This window comes from Aliirhizobium sp. YIM B11859 (assembly GCF_057163345.1).
In genome coordinates, this window is sequence record NZ_JBXHAY010000003.1 from 465933 (window position 1) to 482120 (window position 16188).

The 16188-nt window shown below is 61.7% G+C and carries 16 protein-coding genes and 1 pseudogene; 5 read left to right on the forward strand and 12 right to left on the reverse strand.

Annotated elements, in window-relative coordinates:
- Positions 1-103: 103 nt before the first annotated feature.
- Positions 104-573 (reverse strand): annotated as a pseudogene (locus AC2GXZ_RS14525) (NAD-binding protein); the annotation flags it as partial.
- Between the two features lie 289 nt (positions 574-862).
- On the opposite strand from AC2GXZ_RS14525, the gene AC2GXZ_RS14530 reads away from it, so the two are divergent.
- The 4 genes from AC2GXZ_RS14530 to AC2GXZ_RS14545 are packed head-to-tail and all read left to right on the forward strand — an operon-like array spanning position 863 to position 4850.
- Positions 863-1840 carry an aliphatic sulfonate ABC transporter substrate-binding protein gene (locus AC2GXZ_RS14530; protein ID WP_483759871.1) on the forward strand — a complete coding sequence of 326 codons (978 nt, stop codon included), beginning with the start codon at positions 863-865 and terminating at the stop codon, positions 1838-1840.
- 44 nt (positions 1841-1884) lie between these two features.
- Positions 1885-3060, forward strand: coding sequence for an FMNH2-dependent alkanesulfonate monooxygenase (ssuD, locus tag AC2GXZ_RS14535; RefSeq protein WP_483759872.1), 1176 nt, complete (start codon positions 1885-1887; stop codon positions 3058-3060).
- A 25-nt stretch (positions 3061-3085) separates the two neighbouring features.
- The gene (locus tag AC2GXZ_RS14540) at positions 3086-3991 is read left to right on the forward strand and encodes an ABC transporter permease subunit (RefSeq protein WP_483759873.1); all 906 of its coding nucleotides are present in this window, start codon (positions 3086-3088) and stop codon (positions 3989-3991) included.
- Between the two features lie 10 nt (positions 3992-4001).
- A complete protein-coding gene (locus AC2GXZ_RS14545; RefSeq protein ID WP_483759874.1) occupies positions 4002-4850 on the forward strand; it encodes an ATP-binding cassette domain-containing protein in 849 nt (282 codons plus the stop codon).
- Between the two features lie 37 nt (positions 4851-4887).
- Here AC2GXZ_RS14545 and AC2GXZ_RS14550 read toward each other — a convergent pair whose 3' ends face one another.
- From AC2GXZ_RS14550 to AC2GXZ_RS14585, 8 genes are all read right to left on the reverse strand, one after another.
- Entirely contained in the window at positions 4888-5964 is a 1077-nt protein-coding gene (locus AC2GXZ_RS14550; protein ID WP_483759875.1) for a D-alanine--D-alanine ligase family protein, read from the reverse strand.
- A 157-nt stretch (positions 5965-6121) separates the two neighbouring features.
- Entirely contained in the window at positions 6122-6535 is a 414-nt protein-coding gene (locus tag AC2GXZ_RS14555; RefSeq protein ID WP_483759876.1) for a CopD family protein, read from the reverse strand.
- 2 nt (positions 6536-6537) lie between these two features.
- Complete coding sequence (locus AC2GXZ_RS14560; protein WP_483759877.1) at positions 6538-7101, reverse strand: DinB family protein; 564 nt, start codon at positions 7099-7101, stop codon at positions 6538-6540.
- Between the two features lie 28 nt (positions 7102-7129).
- Positions 7130-7942, reverse strand: a complete 813-nt coding sequence (locus tag AC2GXZ_RS14565) for a class I SAM-dependent methyltransferase (protein ID WP_483759878.1) — start codon at positions 7940-7942, stop codon at positions 7130-7132.
- Between the two features lie 99 nt (positions 7943-8041).
- Entirely contained in the window at positions 8042-8305 is a 264-nt protein-coding gene (locus AC2GXZ_RS14570; protein ID WP_483759879.1) for an usg protein, read from the reverse strand.
- Between the two features lie 243 nt (positions 8306-8548).
- Complete coding sequence (locus AC2GXZ_RS14575; protein WP_483759880.1) at positions 8549-9379, reverse strand: ABC transporter permease; 831 nt, start codon at positions 9377-9379, stop codon at positions 8549-8551.
- Positions 9376-10191, reverse strand: a complete 816-nt coding sequence (locus AC2GXZ_RS14580; protein WP_483759881.1) for an ABC transporter permease — start codon at positions 10189-10191, stop codon at positions 9376-9378. Before AC2GXZ_RS14580 ends, AC2GXZ_RS14575 begins: the two co-directional genes overlap by 4 nt.
- 110 nt (positions 10192-10301) lie before the next feature.
- Positions 10302-11075, reverse strand: a complete 774-nt coding sequence (locus AC2GXZ_RS14585) for a transporter substrate-binding domain-containing protein (RefSeq protein ID WP_483759882.1) — start codon at positions 11073-11075, stop codon at positions 10302-10304.
- 309 nt (positions 11076-11384) lie between these two features.
- Between AC2GXZ_RS14585 and AC2GXZ_RS14590 the strand changes: the two genes are divergently transcribed.
- On the forward strand, positions 11385-13886 hold the full coding sequence (locus AC2GXZ_RS14590) for an OmpA family protein (RefSeq protein WP_483759883.1): 2502 nt from the start codon (positions 11385-11387) through the stop codon (positions 13884-13886).
- A gap of 53 nt (positions 13887-13939) precedes the next feature.
- On the opposite strand, the gene mobB is transcribed toward AC2GXZ_RS14590, so the two are convergent.
- Genes mobB through AC2GXZ_RS14605 form a run of 3 tightly spaced genes read right to left on the reverse strand, consistent with a single transcriptional unit; the run spans position 13940 to position 16037 of the window.
- On the reverse strand, positions 13940-14470 hold the full coding sequence (mobB, locus tag AC2GXZ_RS14595; protein ID WP_483759884.1) for a molybdopterin-guanine dinucleotide biosynthesis protein B: 531 nt from the start codon (positions 14468-14470) through the stop codon (positions 13940-13942).
- Positions 14467-15093 carry a molybdenum cofactor guanylyltransferase MobA gene (gene mobA, locus AC2GXZ_RS14600; protein WP_483759885.1) on the reverse strand — a complete coding sequence of 209 codons (627 nt, stop codon included), beginning with the start codon at positions 15091-15093 and terminating at the stop codon, positions 14467-14469. The genes mobB and mobA overlap by 4 nt, the downstream gene beginning before the upstream one ends.
- Positions 15094-15128: 35 nt before the next feature.
- Positions 15129-16037 (reverse strand): DMT family transporter, encoded by a 909-nt coding sequence (locus AC2GXZ_RS14605; protein ID WP_483759886.1) that lies wholly within the window; start codon positions 16035-16037, stop codon positions 15129-15131.
- Positions 16038-16188: the final 151 nt, after the last annotated feature.

Consider the following 16188-nt stretch of genomic DNA (forward strand, 5'->3'; position numbering starts at 1 on the left):
GCATTGAGTTGATGCGCCGGTCAACCTGTATTGCCCGGGCACGGGTTGAGTTTCGTTGCGGAAGCCGGCTTTGGGCATCCATTTCTGCTCCAGTCTTGCAGTCAGCGGACGTGTCCCAGCAATTGCTGTCCATGGCCTGCACGTCGCCGTAGAACGGGTCGACAAGCGCGGTCAGTGGTAGCTTGGCGCCGTTGGCCGTGCTTCGGTGAGGACGATCTCACGATCCTTGCGCATACAATCGGCGGCAAAGCGAAAATCATATTTGCCCTGATCCATCGTCTTTTGGCGGTTTTCCATCTGCCAGGAGCCGGCTGGACCCTTGGCGATTTTTGTCACCGAACGGAGATCGTCGTCATTACCGGCACAGGTAAAGGCGAAGTCCTCATGCCTGGCCGCTTCGGCAGTCGTGGCTCCGGTCTTCCTTATGCCTTGGCCACCCGATTTCGCGGCCGCGTCGAGCGCCTTTGCGGCGCTGCGGTTATGGCCGGTGACGTCATGGCCACCTTTCCGGCTGAGATGTCCCGCCATCGGGAACCCCATCACATCGAAATTGGTGGATGCCGCTTTCGCCATGCCAACGTCCATGTTGTCCAAGCCCCGAGAACTGGAACAAAGCATGGCCGGCGGAAAGCGGGCAGGTCATGAAAATGATTTTCCGCAATTGGCCGCGGCTGCATCGACTAGCAGTTTTGCATTCCGATCCGCTCGAAATGGAGAAATGAAATCTCCTTTTAGCCGGTTTTTTTGAAACGCCGGAATGTCGACCAAGCCGCTAGAGTATGGGAGCCTTTGGTCATCGACGGATCGCGGTCATGGGGAGCATGGCCGATTGCGATCCAGGAGAGAGGAAAGGGCTCAATCCATGGTGACACTGACACAGACCCGCCGGCAGGCACTTGCCCTCATCGGTGCGGCAGCCGCCGCTGCAACATTGCCTCTTGCAGGCAGTGCGCGGGCCGCGACCAAGGAATTGCGCATCGGCTGGCAGAAAAACGGCGTGCTGGCGCTTGCCAAAAGCCAGGGCGCGCTGGAAAAGCGGTTTGCCGATCGCGGCATCAAGGTCAGCTGGTCGGAATTCACCTCGGGCCCGCCGCTTCTGGAAGCGCTCGGCGCCGGCGCACTGGATTTCGGCCCAACGGGCGACGTGCCGCCGCTGTTTGCCCAGGCGGCCCGCGGCAATCTCGTGTATGTCGGCACCTATCGCGGCAGTTCGGAAGGCTCCGCCATTCTCGTCCATAAGGACAGCTCGATTGAGAAGATCGAAGACCTGAAGGGGAAACGGCTCGCCTTCAAGCGGGGATCGAGCGCCCATAACGTCGCGGTCAAGGTACTGCGCAAGGGCGGACTGGCACCCACCGATGTCACGCTTGTCGATCTGGCTCCGCCGGATGCGGCGGCCGCCTTCAAGACCGGCTCGATCGACGCGTGGTCGATCTGGGATCCTTACACGGCAATTGCCGAGGCCGACCCGCAGACGCGGGTGCTGGTGACCGCCGATGGCATCGTCGACAGCTGGAGCTATTTCCTCGGCAATGGTGATTTTGCCGCCGCAAACGGCGAGCTGATCGTCGAGGTGATCGACGAGCTGAAGAAGGTCGGCGGCCAGGCACAGGCCAATTTCGATGATACGGTCAAGGCGATCGCCTCTATCACCGGCGTGCCGGAAAAGGTCACACAAGTGGTGCTGTCGCGCAAGGGCGCCGATCTCGGTGCTGTGTCGACCGTCTCGGATCAGGCCGTCGCCTATCAGCAGGCGCTGGCCGACGAATTTTACGATCTGAAGATCATTCCCCGCAAACTCGACGTCAGCGACATCGTCTGGCGCCCGAAGGCGAGCTGAACCGAATTCCGTCGCAAAGCCGATAGAGACCAAGGATTTTCAAAATGACCAAAGCAGCAAAACCGATCGATTTTCTCTGGTTCATTCCGACCGCTGGCGACGGCAGCTATCTCGGCGCAAGCGAGCTGAACCGCCCGCCCGAACACCGCTATCTGCGCGAGCTTGCACAGGCTGTGGACCGGCTCGGCTATTCCGGCGTGCTGTTGCCGACCGGCGTGTCATGCGAGGAATCCTTCGTCACGGCGGCAGCACTTGCGCCTTTCACCGAAAAGCTGAAATTCCTGGTTGCCATCCGTCCCGGCACCGCTGCACCCGCCTATTATGCACGTCTGGCGGCAGCTCTCGACCGGGTGTCGAACGGTCGTCTGCTGCTCAATATCGTCGTCGGCGGCAATCCGTCGGAACTTGCCGGCGACGGGATCTTTCTCGAGCATGACGAGCGTTATGCCCACGCGGAAGAATTCTTCCAGGTCTTCGAGGATCTGGTGACGACCGGCCATGCCGATCTCGACGGCAAGCACATCAAGGCGAAGGATGCCAAGCTCGGTTTCCCGACCATCCAGGCGCCGCGCCCGCCGCTTTATTTCGGCGGATCGTCGGATGCCGGCATCGAATTTTTTGCCGGTCGCGGTGACAAATATCTGACCTGGGGCGAACCGCCGGAACAGGTTGAACAGAAGATCAAGGCCGTGCGTGCCGCCGCCGAAAAGCGGGGCAGGGAGGTTTCCTTCGGCATTCGCCTCCACTTCATCGTGCGCGAGACCGACGAGGAAGCCTGGGAGGCGGCCGACAGGCTGATCTCGAAGCTTTCCGACGAAACGATTGCCAAGGCGCAGGCCCATTTCGCAAAAGATTCCGACAGTGTCGGCCAGAGCCGGATGGCAGCACTTCACAATGGACGCCGCGACAAGCTGGAGGTTTCGCCGAACCTGTGGGCCGGTATCGGGCTGGTGCGTTCGGGTGCCGGTACCGCCCTGGTCGGCTCGCCGAAGACGGTGGCGGCAAGGTTGCGCGAATATCAGGAACTCGGCATCGAGACGGTGATCGGTTCCGGTTATCCGCATCTCGAAGAAGCCTACCGCGTGGCGGAGCTGCTGTTTCCTGAATTGGGCATTACCCGCGAGGAGCAGCGTGCCGGTTTCGGCAACGAGTTCGGCGGTGAAAAGCATCTGTTCGGCGGCGGCGGCCACTCGACCATCCGCGCCGTCGCGGCATCCTGATCTCAACCGGCAAGAGGAAAACACGATGACGACGGTCGACACGTTTTCGGAAGGACGCCGGATCAGGCGACTGGTCGAAGAAGACAACAGGCCGGCCGCAAGGGCCGGCGCGACATCCCCTCCCAGGGCTGCGGTGGAGAAAGGTGCGCGAGCGGGCAATCGTTCGCGCACCCTCCCCAAAGGGGCGTTTTTGCCTTTTCTCCTGCCGGTGACATTGGTGCTGCTCTGGCAGGCCGGTTCGTCGGCCGGCATCATTGCCGACCGGATCATGCCGGCGCCGGTGGCGGTCGTTGCAGCTTTCTGGGAGCGTCTGCTGTCCGGGGAACTGGCGCAAAACATTGCAGTCAGCGGCGCGCGGGCATTGGCGGGGCTGCTACTCGGCGGCTTGATCGGTTTCCTGCTCGGCATTGCCAACGGCGTGTCAAAACTCTCCGAACAGCTGACCGACACGACCCTGCAGATGCTGCGCACCATTCCGCATCTGGCGATGATCCCGCTGGTCATCCTGTGGTTCGGCATCGGCGAGGAGGCAAAACTCTTCCTCACTTCGCTCGGCGTGCTTTTTCCGGTCTATCTCAACACCTATCACGGGGTGAGGAACGTCGATCGCGACCTGATCGAGATGGGCAGGATCTACGGCATGAGCGGCTGGTCGCTGTTCCGCAAGGTGATTTTCCCCGGGGCACTACCGTCGATTTTTGTCGGCCTCCGATATGCGCTCGGCATCATGTGGCTGACGCTGATCGTGTCTGAATCGATCGCCGCCAATTCCGGCATCGGCTACATGGCCAACACTGCCCGCGAATTCATGATGACCGACGTCGTCGTGCTGTCGCTGGTCATCTATGCGGCGCTCGGAAAACTCGCCGATGTCGTCGCCAGATCGCTGGAGCGCCGGGCACTCGCCTGGAACCCGGTTTACCAGACTTAAGGAGCAGGATATGCCGATCGGACCCTATCAGTCGCCGCTGGCCTTCATCTCCGACAGCGAGCTTGTCGAATACCTGAATTTTCAGCCGGTCGAAGCGCAGGTGGATGACGAAATCGAGGTCCGGCCGCAACCGGCAGGCCTGACATTGCGCGGCGTAGACAAAAGTTTCGGCGACAATCAGGTGCTGAAGGGCATCGATCTCGACGTGCCCGCTGGCCAGTTCATCGCCATTGTCGGCAAGAGTGGCTGCGGCAAGAGCACGCTGCTGCGTCTTCTGGTTGGCCTCGACGAGCCGACCGGCGGCGAGATCGCCTTCCATGACGGCAATGGCGAGGCGGTCGACGCCAATGCCCGCATCGTTTTCCAGGAGCCCCGGCTCCTGCCATGGTTCTCGGTCGCGGATAACGTCGCCGTCGGCCTCGGCGACGGCGTCACCAAGGCGAGGGAACGGCAGCAAGCCGAACGGGCGCTCTCAGCCGTGCAGCTTGCGGAAAAGGCAAGCGACTGGCCGTCCAAACTATCGGGCGGTCAGCGCCAGCGTGTGGCGCTGGCGCGCGCCCTCGTCAGCCGTCCGGGCCTTCTGGCGCTCGACGAACCGCTCGGCGCACTCGACGCGCTGACCCGTATCGGCATGCAGGATCTGGTGACCGATGTCTGGCGCGAACTCGGCTTTACCGCGGTCCTTGTCACCCATGATGTGGCCGAAGCGGTGCATCTGGCCGACCGGGTGATCGTGCTCGATGAGGGCCGTATCAGCCTCGACCTCGAAATTCCCCGGACCGGACTGCGGCGACACGGCGATCCGGTCCTGGCGGAACTGGAAGGCAAGCTGCTCGACACGATCCTTGGAAGAGGCTGAAGCCTCCCTTGTGTGCCGGGGCCGGTCGGCGCGCTGATCAGATCGATCGGCGTGCCCGCGAAAGCCCATGCACGACGAGGCGGTCTATGACCTGCGGATAGCTGACGCCGCTTGCTGCCATCACCTTGGAATACATGCTGATATTGGTGAAGCCGGGAATGGTGTTGAGTTCGTTGACGAGGATCCGTCCGTCTGCGGTGAGGAAGAAATCAGCACGTGCCATGCCGTCGCAACCAAGCGCCCGGAAGGCACGAATGGCCAGCGCCCGGATTTCGTCCTCGATCTGCGGCTCAAGGTTGGCCGGCACGATCAGGGCCGCGCCGTCCTCGTCGATATATTTGGCGTCGTAGGAATAGAAGCCGTGGCTTTCAGCCGGGGTGATTTCTCCGGTCTTCGAGACGAAAAGCGTGCCGTCCGCATCTTCCAGCACCGCACATTCGATCTCGCGTCCCTTGACGAACTCCTCGGCCAGCAGTTTGCTGTCGTGTCGAAAACCTTCCGATAAAGCCGCTTCGTAATCGGCCTCGGTCGACACCTTGCTGACCCCGACCGACGATCCCTGGCGGGCCGGCTTGATGAAGATGGGCAGACCGAGCGTATGGCTCAATGCGTCGAAGCCTGGCATGTCGTCACGATGGATCGTCACCGAGCGGGCCGCCGATATTCCTGCCTCGATGAACAGCCTTTTGGCGATATCCTTGTCCAGGGCATTGGCCGAACCGAGAATGCCGCATCCGGCAAGTGGCACGCGCGCCACCTCCGCCAGCCCCTGCACCGCGCCGTCTTCGCCATGCAGGCCGTGCAGGACGGGAAACAGGATGTCGATGCCCGGCAACTCGTATGATGCGCCACCGGCAGGGATTGCGACGATGCGGCCAAGACCTCCGGGCACCAGGCACAGCTGTGTCCCGCCTGACGGCTTTGCCAGCCTGCCACCTTCGAAGGCGCTCAGCAGCCATTGGCCCTGCCGATCGACGAAGATCGGCAGGGCGTCGTATCTGGCCGGATCGAGAGCATTCATCACATTGGTGGCCGAAAGCACGGACACGTCGTGTTCGGCCGATCGCCCGCCGAACAACACGGCAATGTGCACTCTCTCCCGATTTTCGCTCATCAAACCCTCTCCAGTCTGGATCTTAGCCAGATTCCGATTCTGCATCGGTTTTTCAACCACTCCTTGCGACAACCCAAAGCAGGCTGTTTTGCGGCGGAAGCGATTGGAGAGGGCCTGTGTAACGGCTCTGCAGCCGGAAAAGCGGCTCTGTTACCGATCAGAACGGCTTGATCACGGCAAGTGCCACGATCAGCACGAGACAGATCAGGATGATCGGCATGCCCAGCCGCACGAAGGCGTTCGGATCGAGCTTCGGGTCGGCGGCCATCTTGCGCATCGCCGCCTGCTGCATGCCATGAAGGGCCGACAGGATCACCACCAGCAGCAGCTTGCCGTGCAGCCAGCCATTGCCGGCAAAACCGGTGTAACCGAAGGCGAGCCAGAGACCGAAGATCCAGGCGCCGGCAAGTGCTGCCGTCGTCACCGTGCGATCGTATTTCCTCAACGCGACGATGACACCGACACGGATCGGCGCCGGCACCATGGAAATCACGAAGGCGTTGATCAGCATGCCGCCGATCAGCAGGAAGTCGGACAGAAGGTGCAGGGCCTTGATGACGAAATACAGCATTCTCATTCACTCCAGATGATGGATTCGGTAAGGCCGAGTTCTGCGAGATCTTGTGCTCGCAATGCCTGTTCGGCCGGATCTGCGGGAAAAAATTCGTCGAGCTGCGGCGGTTTGACCGACGTGCCGGACACCATCGCATGCACCTGGCCGCGATGGTGGGTCTGATGCTGGAAAAGATGCAGCAGGATGCGGTCCGCCGTCTCGACCTGCACATGGGTGTCGCGCGGGATACGAACCTCTGCCTCGAAATTCTCGACGGTCAAAAGACGACAGTAATCGATCAGCCGGCGGTCTGCCATGCGCTGCTCGCGGTCGAGATCGGCGAAGTCGGGAAACGGGATTTCCGGATCGAACGCCGCCTTGCCCGGACAGTCACCTTCCAGCGCGCCGATATAAAGCCAGTCGACGGTGAGAATGTGGTTCAGCGTGTGGATGATCGACGGAAAGAAGTTTTGGCGCGGTGCCACAAGTTCTGCCGGTGACAGCAGTGCGCAGGCCTTCGACAGCCGGTGATTGGCCCAGGCATTGTTATAGGCCTGGGCAATGAAATAGCGCTCCGGCGTCATCGGGCCGTTCTCCGTTGCGGCGAAGAAACTAGCCCTTCAGTCTCGCGATGACCAGATGGCCCGGGCTCGGGTTGCCGTCCTGCATGCGCACGTTGATATCGGTCATCTCGACAAGCTCGAATCCGGTATCGGCAAGCCGTGCCAGGATATAGGCGGGTGCATGGAGGAACCGCTGGTGTGGACCGACCGCATAGGTGGTCTTGGCATCGCCCTCGGGCAAGGCCTCGGAGGAGAAGATGAACAGCCCGCCGGCGACCATGTTTTCCGCCGTTCCGAAGAACAGCGGTTCGAGAGCGCCGAGATAGGGAAGTACGTCGGTGGCGGTGACGAGATCGAAGTCCTCGTCATCATTGTCTTCGAGAAAGTCCTCCACTTCGGCGACATAAAGCGTCTCGTAGAGATCCTTCTCATGGGCGATTTCGACCATGTTTTCGGAGATGTCGATGCCGGTAATGTCGTCAGCCATGTCGCGCAATGCGCCGCCGGTGAGCCCCGTGCCGCAACCAAGGTCGAGCATCCGTTTGAACGGGCCGAGCTTCAACTCCTGCAGCCGCTGGCGTACCATCACCGGCACGGCGTAACCGAGCTGGTCGACCAGAATGTCTTCGAAGCTTTCCGCATGCTGATCGAACAGCGTCTCGACATAGGCGTCCGGCGCCTTGGGCGGCGCTTCACCGAACCCCATCGAAGCGATCCGGACGGCCGCGCCGCCATGGTCCTCGGGATCGATTTCCAGAACCTGCCGGTAGGCCTTCACGGCCGCGTCCAGATCGCCCGCCTTTTCAAGCTCAAGCGCGCGGTTATAGGCTTCCGCCAATGCTTCTTCGTCGATCTTCGCCATAGCCTTCACCTCTTGATGTCGCGAGCGCTTTAAGCGTCATCAGGACGTTTGGCAATCGTGACGCCGGGGATTTGGCCGGACAGGGTCGTGGTCAGGTCGTCAGTGCAGGATGATCTCGCCGTTGACCGCGCGCCATTCGCTGGCCGAAATCAGCTTGCGATGCACGTAGCGCACCGAATGCAACGGCCCGTCGAGCGTTTCCTGCCAGAATTTCAGGAACCCGTTCATCTCGGGAAAATCGGGGGCGAGATCGTAGTTCTGCCAGACATAACTCTGCAGAAGAGCCGGGTGATCGGGCATGCGATAAAAGATCTCGGCAGTGGTGAGGCCGTAGCCTCTCAGCATCATTTCGAGGTCCGACATTTGCTGTTCCCTTTTTGGCGACGCATCGGATGCGTCACCATCAGGTGACCATGTCATGCTTAACGGAAGCTTGATGAATACCGTTTGTGGCGTTTTTATCTGTTGTATCAGAGGTTTAGCATCAATGCGTCGTGAGTGCTGCTAACTATCTCTCCGCAGCGGGGCATCGTTTTCGAAACAGGGATATGCTTCGAAAACAACGAGCCTAAGCAGGCAGCACGATCTGGAAGATCATGCTGCGCTTCAGCGCACCAGATGGCGCGTCAGCCGCCGCTCGATATAGGCCCAGATATGCCGCAGCGCCTCGACCATAGCCAGATAGAAGATCGCCGCCCACAGATAGGTCTGGTAGTCGAAGGTCCGCGAGAAGGCGTAACGTGTCTCGCCCATCAGGTCATAGACCGTGACGATCGAGACGACCGCCGATCCCTTGATCAGCAGAATGATCTCGTTGCCATAGGGCCTGAGCGCGACGATCAGGGCCTGCGGCAGGATCACCTTGCGGAAGGCGATCGTTTTCGAAAGTCCGAGTGCCGCTGCACCCTCTCTCTGGCCGTTGGGGACGCTTTCGATCGCGCCGCGCAGGATTTCCGCCTGATAGGCGGCGGTGTTGATCGTCAGCGAGAACAGGCCGCAATACCAGGCTTCGCGGAAGAACCACCAGAGACCGATGGATTCGAGCTGCGGCCTGAAACCGCCGAGCCCGTAATAGACGACAAACAGCTGGGCAAGCAGCGGTGTGCCGCGGAAGAAATAGACATAGGCATAAGCGAACCCGCCGATGATGCGGTTCTTCGACATGCGCGCGAATGCGAGCGGCAGGGCGATCACGGCCCCGAGCAGCACCGAGAGCCCGACCAGCGACACCGTTGTCCACAGCCCATGCAGATAACGCGGCCCGTAGCGTTCGATCTTGGCCATGTCCCAGCCGGTGACGACCATCGCAACGAGCGCGATGGCAATCAGCAGCCATACGGCCAGCAGGCCCAGGCCGAGAACGCGCGCACCGGTGAGCGGTCGATCGACCACCGCAGGGGCAGGGCGCGGACCGATAAGTTCGCTGATATGGCTCATCTGCCGACCTCCGAACGCCTGGCCCAGCGCTCGATGAAGCCGAGGCCGAAGGAGGAAATGATGGCAAGCGCCAGATAGATCAGGCAGGCGAGGCCGTAGAAGAAGAAGGCTTCCTTCGTCACCCGGACCGCGACATTCGTCTGGCGCAGGATATCGGCGAGCCCGATGATCGAGACATAGGACGTGTCCTTCAACAGGATCATCCACAGATTGCTCAGGCCCGGCAGCGCGATCCTTACCAACTGCGGCAGGATGATCAGGATCATCGTCCGCCAGCGCCGCAGGCCCAGCGCATCGCCGGCCTCGTATTGGCCATGCGGAATGGCGCGGAAGGCCGACAGCAGGACTTCCGAGCAATAGGCGGAAAACACGACCGACAAGGCAATCATGCCGGCGACGAAGGCGTTGATCTCCACCCGCTCGTCATAACCGAGGGAGGCGAGTACCGACTGGATGAGGATCTGCGCACCGTAATAGATGATGAACAGGGTCAGCAGTTCGGGCATGCCGCGGAAGATCGTCGTGTAGATGCCGGCCGCAAGTCTCAAAAGCCGGTCCTGTGACTGCTGCCCGAGCGCCACGATGAAGCCGATGATCAGACCGATCGGCAATGTGCACAGCGCAACCGTGATGGTGATCCGGATGCCGGCGGCAATCTCGTCACCCCAGCCGGTATCGCCGCAGGCAAGGATCGTCGCGTTGCCGAACAGGCTAAGAAGTCCGACGGGCCCGCAGAACGGATCGAACACGGTCGAGATCCAGGTCAAAACGTCGCCCAAAATGCTGCCGAGCGCGGAAAACAATCCGCCCATTCATCGTCCCCTTATCGCGGTCTCGGCCGCCTTGTTTTGGTTGTTGTCAAACAAAAATGGCGGAAGGGCAAGCCTTCCGCCATTTTTGGCCGGTTTCGGCAGTGGATTTCTTATTCGCCGTAAACGTCGAAGTCGAAATACTTGTCCTGGATCTTCTTGTAGGTGCCATCGGCGCGGATCGCCACGATCGCGGCATTGAGCTTGTCCTTCAGCGCGGCATGGCCCTTGCGGACGGCAATGCCGGCACCGATACCGTTGATTTCCGGATCGCTCTTCAGGGTCGTCAGGATCTTGCAGCAGGCGCCGGCATCCGACTTGACCCATTCCGACAGAACGACGACGTCGTCGATGACGGCATCGACGCGTCCATTGGTGATGTCGAGCTTGTATTCGTCGGCGGTCGGATAAAGCTTCAGCTCGGTATCGCCGAGGTGCTTTTCAGCATAGTTGGCATGGGTGGTCGAGCTCTGGGCACCGATCGTCTTGCCCTTGAGGTCCTCGATGGTCTTTGCCGTCGAATCCTTCGGCACGGCGATTGCCGGCGGGGTGTTGTAATACTTGTTCGTGAAGTCGACGAGTTCGGAACGTTCCGGCGTGATCGACATGGACGACAGGATCATGTCGAACTTCTTGGCCTGCAGGGCCGGAATGATGCCGTCCCAGTCATTGCTGACAAAGGTGCATTCGACCTTCATCTGGGTGCAGAGCGCACGGCCGATATCCATGTCGAAGCCGAGAAACTGACCGCTGGCATCGACATATTCGAAGGGCGGGTAGGTGGAATCGGTACCGATGACGAGCTTGTCGGCAGCCATTGCGGAGCCGGCGAAGATCGACATTGCAGCGATCGATGCGGCGGCAAGCACACGGGTGGAAATTTTCATGATGGTCCTCTCTGTTGGTAGCCCGGCGTCGTTTTCTAAGGGTTCTTCGCCGCAGGGACAGGGCGCAGCCACGCCTTGGTTTTTATAGATACCGGCTCCGGAAAAATTGCAACGGCATTTTGACCGGCAACCCCGGGCTTCACAACTCCTTGCTCCACAACTGGTGAACAGGCCGTTCAAGCGCCGTTCAGACTTTGGTCCCGATCATGGGCAAGCCTGCTGCTTCGCCTCGAATGGAACAAAATTCGGGCAAATGCAGTTGAGACGCCGCTAAAGTCCGCCCGTGTAAGGCACAAATGGACGATCGGGATGAAACGCCAAAAGAAGGAAATTGCCATGTCGATGAAAGTGTCGATGAGATCCAGACTGTTTGCCAGCGTGGCGGCCCCGGTCCTGTCCCTGCCGCTGATCATCCAGCCGGCCAGCGCCATGCCGTTGGGGCTTGATGTCGCACCGATTCAGGCCACTGCGGGTCAGATAGCCAATCCGGGCATTGTCCGCGTCCAGCAGCAGATCATCCCCGAGGATGGTCAGCCGGGCGAGGGCAAGAAGCGTCCCAAGCGCGACGATGGTCAACCGCAGCAGGGCGAACGCCCGCGCGCCGAGGGGCGCAACAAGGGTGGCGATCAGGCCGGAGAGCAGGGTGGCCAACAGGGCGGTCAGAAGCCCCAGAGGCGTGAACAGCAGGCAGATCAGGCGCCGGACGCCCAGCCGCCGAAAAGGCGGGACGCTCAGTCGGCCGAACAGCCGCAGGCCCCGAAGCCGCAGCGCCAGCAGAATGCCGAACAGGCACCCGATGCCCAGCCGCCGAAGAAGCGCGACGCCCAGCAGGCTGAACAACCGCAGCAGGCGCCGAAGCCTCAGCGCCAGCAGGCCGATCAGGGTGAACCCAAACAGCCGGCGAACCGCGCGGCCGAGCCGGATCAGGCCCAGCCGCAGCCGCCCAAGCCGCGCCAGCAGAATGCCGAGCAGGCACCTGATGCCCAGCCGCCGAAGAAGGGGGCAGCGCAGCAGGCCGAACAGCCGCAGCAGGCGCCGAAGCCACAGCGTCAGCAGGCCGATCAGGGTGAAACAAACCAGCCGGCGAACCGCGCGTCCCAGCCGGATCAGGCCCAGCCGCAGCCACCAAAGCCGCGCCAGCAGAATGCCGAACAGGCACCCGATGCCCAGCCGCCGAAGAAGGGGGCAACGCAGCAGGCCGAACAGCCGCAGCAGGCGCCGAAGCCACCGCGCCAGCAGGCCGATCAGGGTGAAACAAATCAGCCCGCAAACCCGGCTCGCCAGGCGGACCAGGCCCAGCAGCCGGCTCAGCCCGGTCAACCCAAGCCCGGCCAGCCCAGGCCCGCTCAGGTTCAGCCCGGCCAAGCCCAGCCAGCTCAGCAGCCGGCGAACCAGCAGGCCGGTCAGGGAGCCGATCAGCAACCCGGCAATGCGCGTCCGGCCCAGCCTCCGCAGACGGCAACGACACCTCAGCAGGTGGAGCGTGCCAAGGAGATCGCCAAGGATCCGAAGGCCGCAAAGCCCGGCGAACAGGCAGTGCTTCCGGTCGAAAACGGTGCGGCGGTGCTCGACAGCGCCAAGCAGCCGAGCCGGCGTCCGCCTGCAGACGGCCGCAATCAGCCCGGCCAGCCGGCGCAATCGGGTCAGCAGGCCGGCCAGCAGCCGGCCCAGCAGGGTCGTCCGCCGCGCAATCAGGTGCCCGATCAGCCGCCTGGTCCGCCGCCGCGCTCCGATGCCGATGCTCAAGGGCCCGGCATGTCGCGCCAGCAGGAGCAGCAGGCGGTACGCGACGCCGATCAGGAGCGTGGCAAGCGCCTCGACAAGCGTCCGAAATTCGAACGCCAGAACGGATGGGAAGTCCTTGGTGCGGCAGCTCTTGGTGCGGCAGTCGGTTATGCCGTCGGTCAGGGTCAGAACCAGGGCCAGCAGGGCAACCCGCCGCCGCCTCCCGGATATGGTGACCGCGACGATGGCCGCGTCTTCATGCGGATCGACGACCAGGAAGTCATTCGTCATGACGACAGCCGCCGTTTTTACGACGATCGTCGTCCGCCGGAATATGATCAGTTGAGCCAGGGCCGTGTCCGCGAAGTCATCGAGCGTGAGGACGGAACGCGCATCGTCACCATCCGCAACCGCTACGGCGAAGTCGTGCAGCGGTCGCGCGTCGCTCCCGATGGCCGGGAATATATCCTGTCCTACGCACCGCAGCTTGCCAACGAGACGCGTGATGCGAATTATGTCTGGCGTGACCCGGGCGACGATCTGCCGCCGATGCGCCTGCAGGTTCCGCTCGACGATTATATCGCCGACACTTCGGCCGAACCGGATCGCGACTACTACCGCTTCCTGGAAAAGCCGCCCGTCGAGCGGGTCGAGCGCGTCTATTCAATGGATGAAGTCCGTTATTCGGCCCGCCTGCGTGACAAGGTGCGCCGTATCGATCTCGATACGATCACCTTCGACACGGCCAGTGCGACGATCTCGATGAACCAGGCCGGTTCGCTGCGCAATGTCGCGGATGGCATCAAGCAGGTGCTCGACAAGGATCCGTCCGAGACCTTCCTGATCGAGGGCCATACCGATGCCGTCGGTTCGGATCAGGACAACCTCGTCCTCTCCGACCAGCGGGCGGAATCGGTGGCGCGCGTGCTGACCGATGTCTACGGCATCCCGCCGGAAAACATGGCGACGCAAGGATATGGCGAGCAGTTCCTGAAGGTCCGCACAACGGGTCCGAACCAGGAAAACCGCCGCGTCACCATCCGCCGTATCACGCCGCTGGTGAAGCCGGTCGCGTCGAACCAGTAAGGTTTGGTATCGGCTTGAAAAAGCAAAGCCGTCGGTCGAAGGGCCGGCGGCTTTTATCGTTTGGCAAGACCGGTCGTTTTGACGATGAAATCGGCGATCGAAACCGTGTCGTCGAGATGAAAGACGGGCAGGGTGGTCTCTTCGACCGGATGGTCCGCGGCGATGGCCATGACATGCGCATCGTTCGGATAAAACGGCTCACGGCTTTTGGACTCCAGCCGGCGCAGTTCGATCTTCGGGATCGGCTCGCGCTTGTAACCTTCGACCAGCACCAGATCGCAAGGCGCTATCCGTGACAGGATTTCGGCAAGCGTCGGTTCGGCGGCGCCTCTCAGCTCGTGCATGATGGCAAAGCGTGTGCCGGAGACGATCGCCACTTCCTCGGCTCCTGCCTCGCGGTGACGGAATGAATCGGCGCCGGGTTTGTCGATGTCGAAGTCGTGGTGGGCATGCTTGATCGTCGAAATGCGGTAGCCGCGCGCGGTGAGTTCGCTCACCAGCCGGACAGTCAGCCCCGTCTTGCCGGAGTTTTTCCAGCCGGAAATGCCGAATGCCGGTGTGGCCGATGTCGGGATCGATGTCATGCGAGCGTCTCCGCGAAGGCCTGCGCATGTGCGAGGTCCTCGGGTGTGTTGATGTTGAGGAACGGATCGAGCGGTCCAGCGCTGGTCTCGAATGACGCGAAATCGACGGTCACCGCGTGGTGATGGTCGAGAAAGGCGTTGATACGCCGGTTGTCGTCGACGATCAGCCACTGCTCCAACGCATCGGCAAGCGCAACCGGCCAGAGCCCGAAGACCGGATGCCGGCGGCCAAGCGATGAAGCGATAACGATGGTCTGCGGGCTATCGCAGGCTGCGATCAACCGTGCAGCGAGATCCGTCGGAAGAAAGGGACTGTCGCAGGGCGCGGTGAGGAAATGCGAGGTCTCGCGCAAAAGGCCCGCATGGTGGCGCATGCCGGTAAGGATGCCGGCCAGCGGGCCGAGCTGGCCGCTGGCGCTGTCCTCGATATGGCCGAGCGTCTCGAAACCGGGAAAGGCAGCTGGCGCATTGATGGCAATCTTTGAGACCTGCGGTGAGAGCCGGTCGACGACATGCGCAAGCACGCTTTTATCGCCGAGCGTCAGCAATGCCTTGTTGGTGCCCATCCGGCTCGATCTGCCGCCGGCGAGAATAAAACCCGGTGGCGTGGTCACAAGTGCCATATGCGTTCCCTGTACGGCCTTTCCCGCCTGCGACCTCATCCCTCGTTGGGTGATACGGCTGCGGTCTTTGCCGTATCGCTGGCGCGCCGGCTCTCGCGATAGAACGTGTAGAGGCCGGAGCAGATGACGATTGCGGCACCGACGAGCACGAATGTTCCCGGCTTTTCACCGAATGCCAGAATGCCGATGACCAGTGCCCAGATCAGGCTCGTATAACGGAACGGCGCGACGAAGGATATGTCGCCGGCGCGCATCGCCAGGATCACCGTCTGGTAGCCGCAGAAAACCGCGACCGCCGTCAGCGCCAGCACCGCCCAGTTGGAACCGGAGATCGGTTGCCAGCCTCCGGTCGGCACGATCAGGATAAAGCCGACGACCATGATGATGAACGAGGTGAACAGAGTGACATGCAGCGTCGGGATCTCCGCCGACATCCGCCGTGTCGTCAGGTCACGGGCGGCGGTGAAAAAAACGGCGCAGAGCGGAAACAGCGCATCCGTCGAGAACCCCTCCGGTCCCGGCTGGATGATCAGCAGCACGCCGAGGAACCCGACGATGATGGCACTCCAGCGCCGCCAGCCGACCGGCTCGCGAAACAGCAATGCGGCGCCGAGCGTGACAGCCAGCGGCAGCGATTGCATGATCGACGCGGCAGCGGCGAAATCGATCCGCGCCAATGCGTTGAAATAGGTGAGCGTCGCGCCCAGTTCGAAGCCCGTTCGCAACAGGACCAGCGGATGGGTGAGGGTGCGAAGCGACAGCTTTACCCCCATGAAAACCGAGACGGCGAAGACGAGGGCGGTGGTCATAACGCCGCGCACCGCCATGATCTGCGGGATGCTCAGATCATGGGTCAGCGCCTTGACCAATGCGTCATTGCAGGCAAACACCGCCATCGCGGTCGCCATAAAAAGCGCCCCGCGCGTGTTTTCCGACAATGCCATGGTGATTCCTCCGCCGCCTGCGGGCTCGTGTTTACGAGATCGGCATGGTTGCCGCCAGCAATTTTGCACCGCCATACGCGGCGCGAGCAATTCGTTGCTGATGCCATTAACGGTTGCTCAACCAGATGTAGACATGGTTGCACGACTATTC

Coding starts and splice junctions, on each gene's coding strand:
- AC2GXZ_RS14530 (WP_483759871.1), top strand. CDS start 863: ATGGTGACACTGACACAGACCCGCCGGCAGGCACTTGCCCTCATCGGT.
- ssuD (WP_483759872.1), top strand. CDS start 1,885: ATGACCAAAGCAGCAAAACCGATCGATTTTCTCTGGTTCATTCCGACC.
- AC2GXZ_RS14540 (WP_483759873.1), top strand. CDS start 3,086: ATGACGACGGTCGACACGTTTTCGGAAGGACGCCGGATCAGGCGACTG.
- AC2GXZ_RS14545 (WP_483759874.1), top strand. CDS start 4,002: ATGCCGATCGGACCCTATCAGTCGCCGCTGGCCTTCATCTCCGACAGC.
- AC2GXZ_RS14550 (WP_483759875.1), bottom strand. CDS start 5,964: ATGAGCGAAAATCGGGAGAGAGTGCACATTGCCGTGTTGTTCGGCGGG.
- AC2GXZ_RS14555 (WP_483759876.1), bottom strand. CDS start 6,535: ATGCTGTATTTCGTCATCAAGGCCCTGCACCTTCTGTCCGACTTCCTG.
- AC2GXZ_RS14560 (WP_483759877.1), bottom strand. CDS start 7,101: ATGACGCCGGAGCGCTATTTCATTGCCCAGGCCTATAACAATGCCTGG.
- AC2GXZ_RS14565 (WP_483759878.1), bottom strand. CDS start 7,942: ATGGCGAAGATCGACGAAGAAGCATTGGCGGAAGCCTATAACCGCGCG.
- AC2GXZ_RS14570 (WP_483759879.1), bottom strand. CDS start 8,305: ATGTCGGACCTCGAAATGATGCTGAGAGGCTACGGCCTCACCACTGCC.
- AC2GXZ_RS14575 (WP_483759880.1), bottom strand. CDS start 9,379: ATGAGCCATATCAGCGAACTTATCGGTCCGCGCCCTGCCCCTGCGGTG.
- AC2GXZ_RS14580 (WP_483759881.1), bottom strand. CDS start 10,191: ATGGGCGGATTGTTTTCCGCGCTCGGCAGCATTTTGGGCGACGTTTTG.
- AC2GXZ_RS14585 (WP_483759882.1), bottom strand. CDS start 11,075: ATGAAAATTTCCACCCGTGTGCTTGCCGCCGCATCGATCGCTGCAATG.
- AC2GXZ_RS14590 (WP_483759883.1), top strand. CDS start 11,385: ATGAAACGCCAAAAGAAGGAAATTGCCATGTCGATGAAAGTGTCGATG.
- mobB (WP_483759884.1), bottom strand. CDS start 14,470: ATGACATCGATCCCGACATCGGCCACACCGGCATTCGGCATTTCCGGC.
- mobA (WP_483759885.1), bottom strand. CDS start 15,093: ATGGCACTTGTGACCACGCCACCGGGTTTTATTCTCGCCGGCGGCAGA.
- AC2GXZ_RS14605 (WP_483759886.1), bottom strand. CDS start 16,037: ATGGCATTGTCGGAAAACACGCGCGGGGCGCTTTTTATGGCGACCGCG.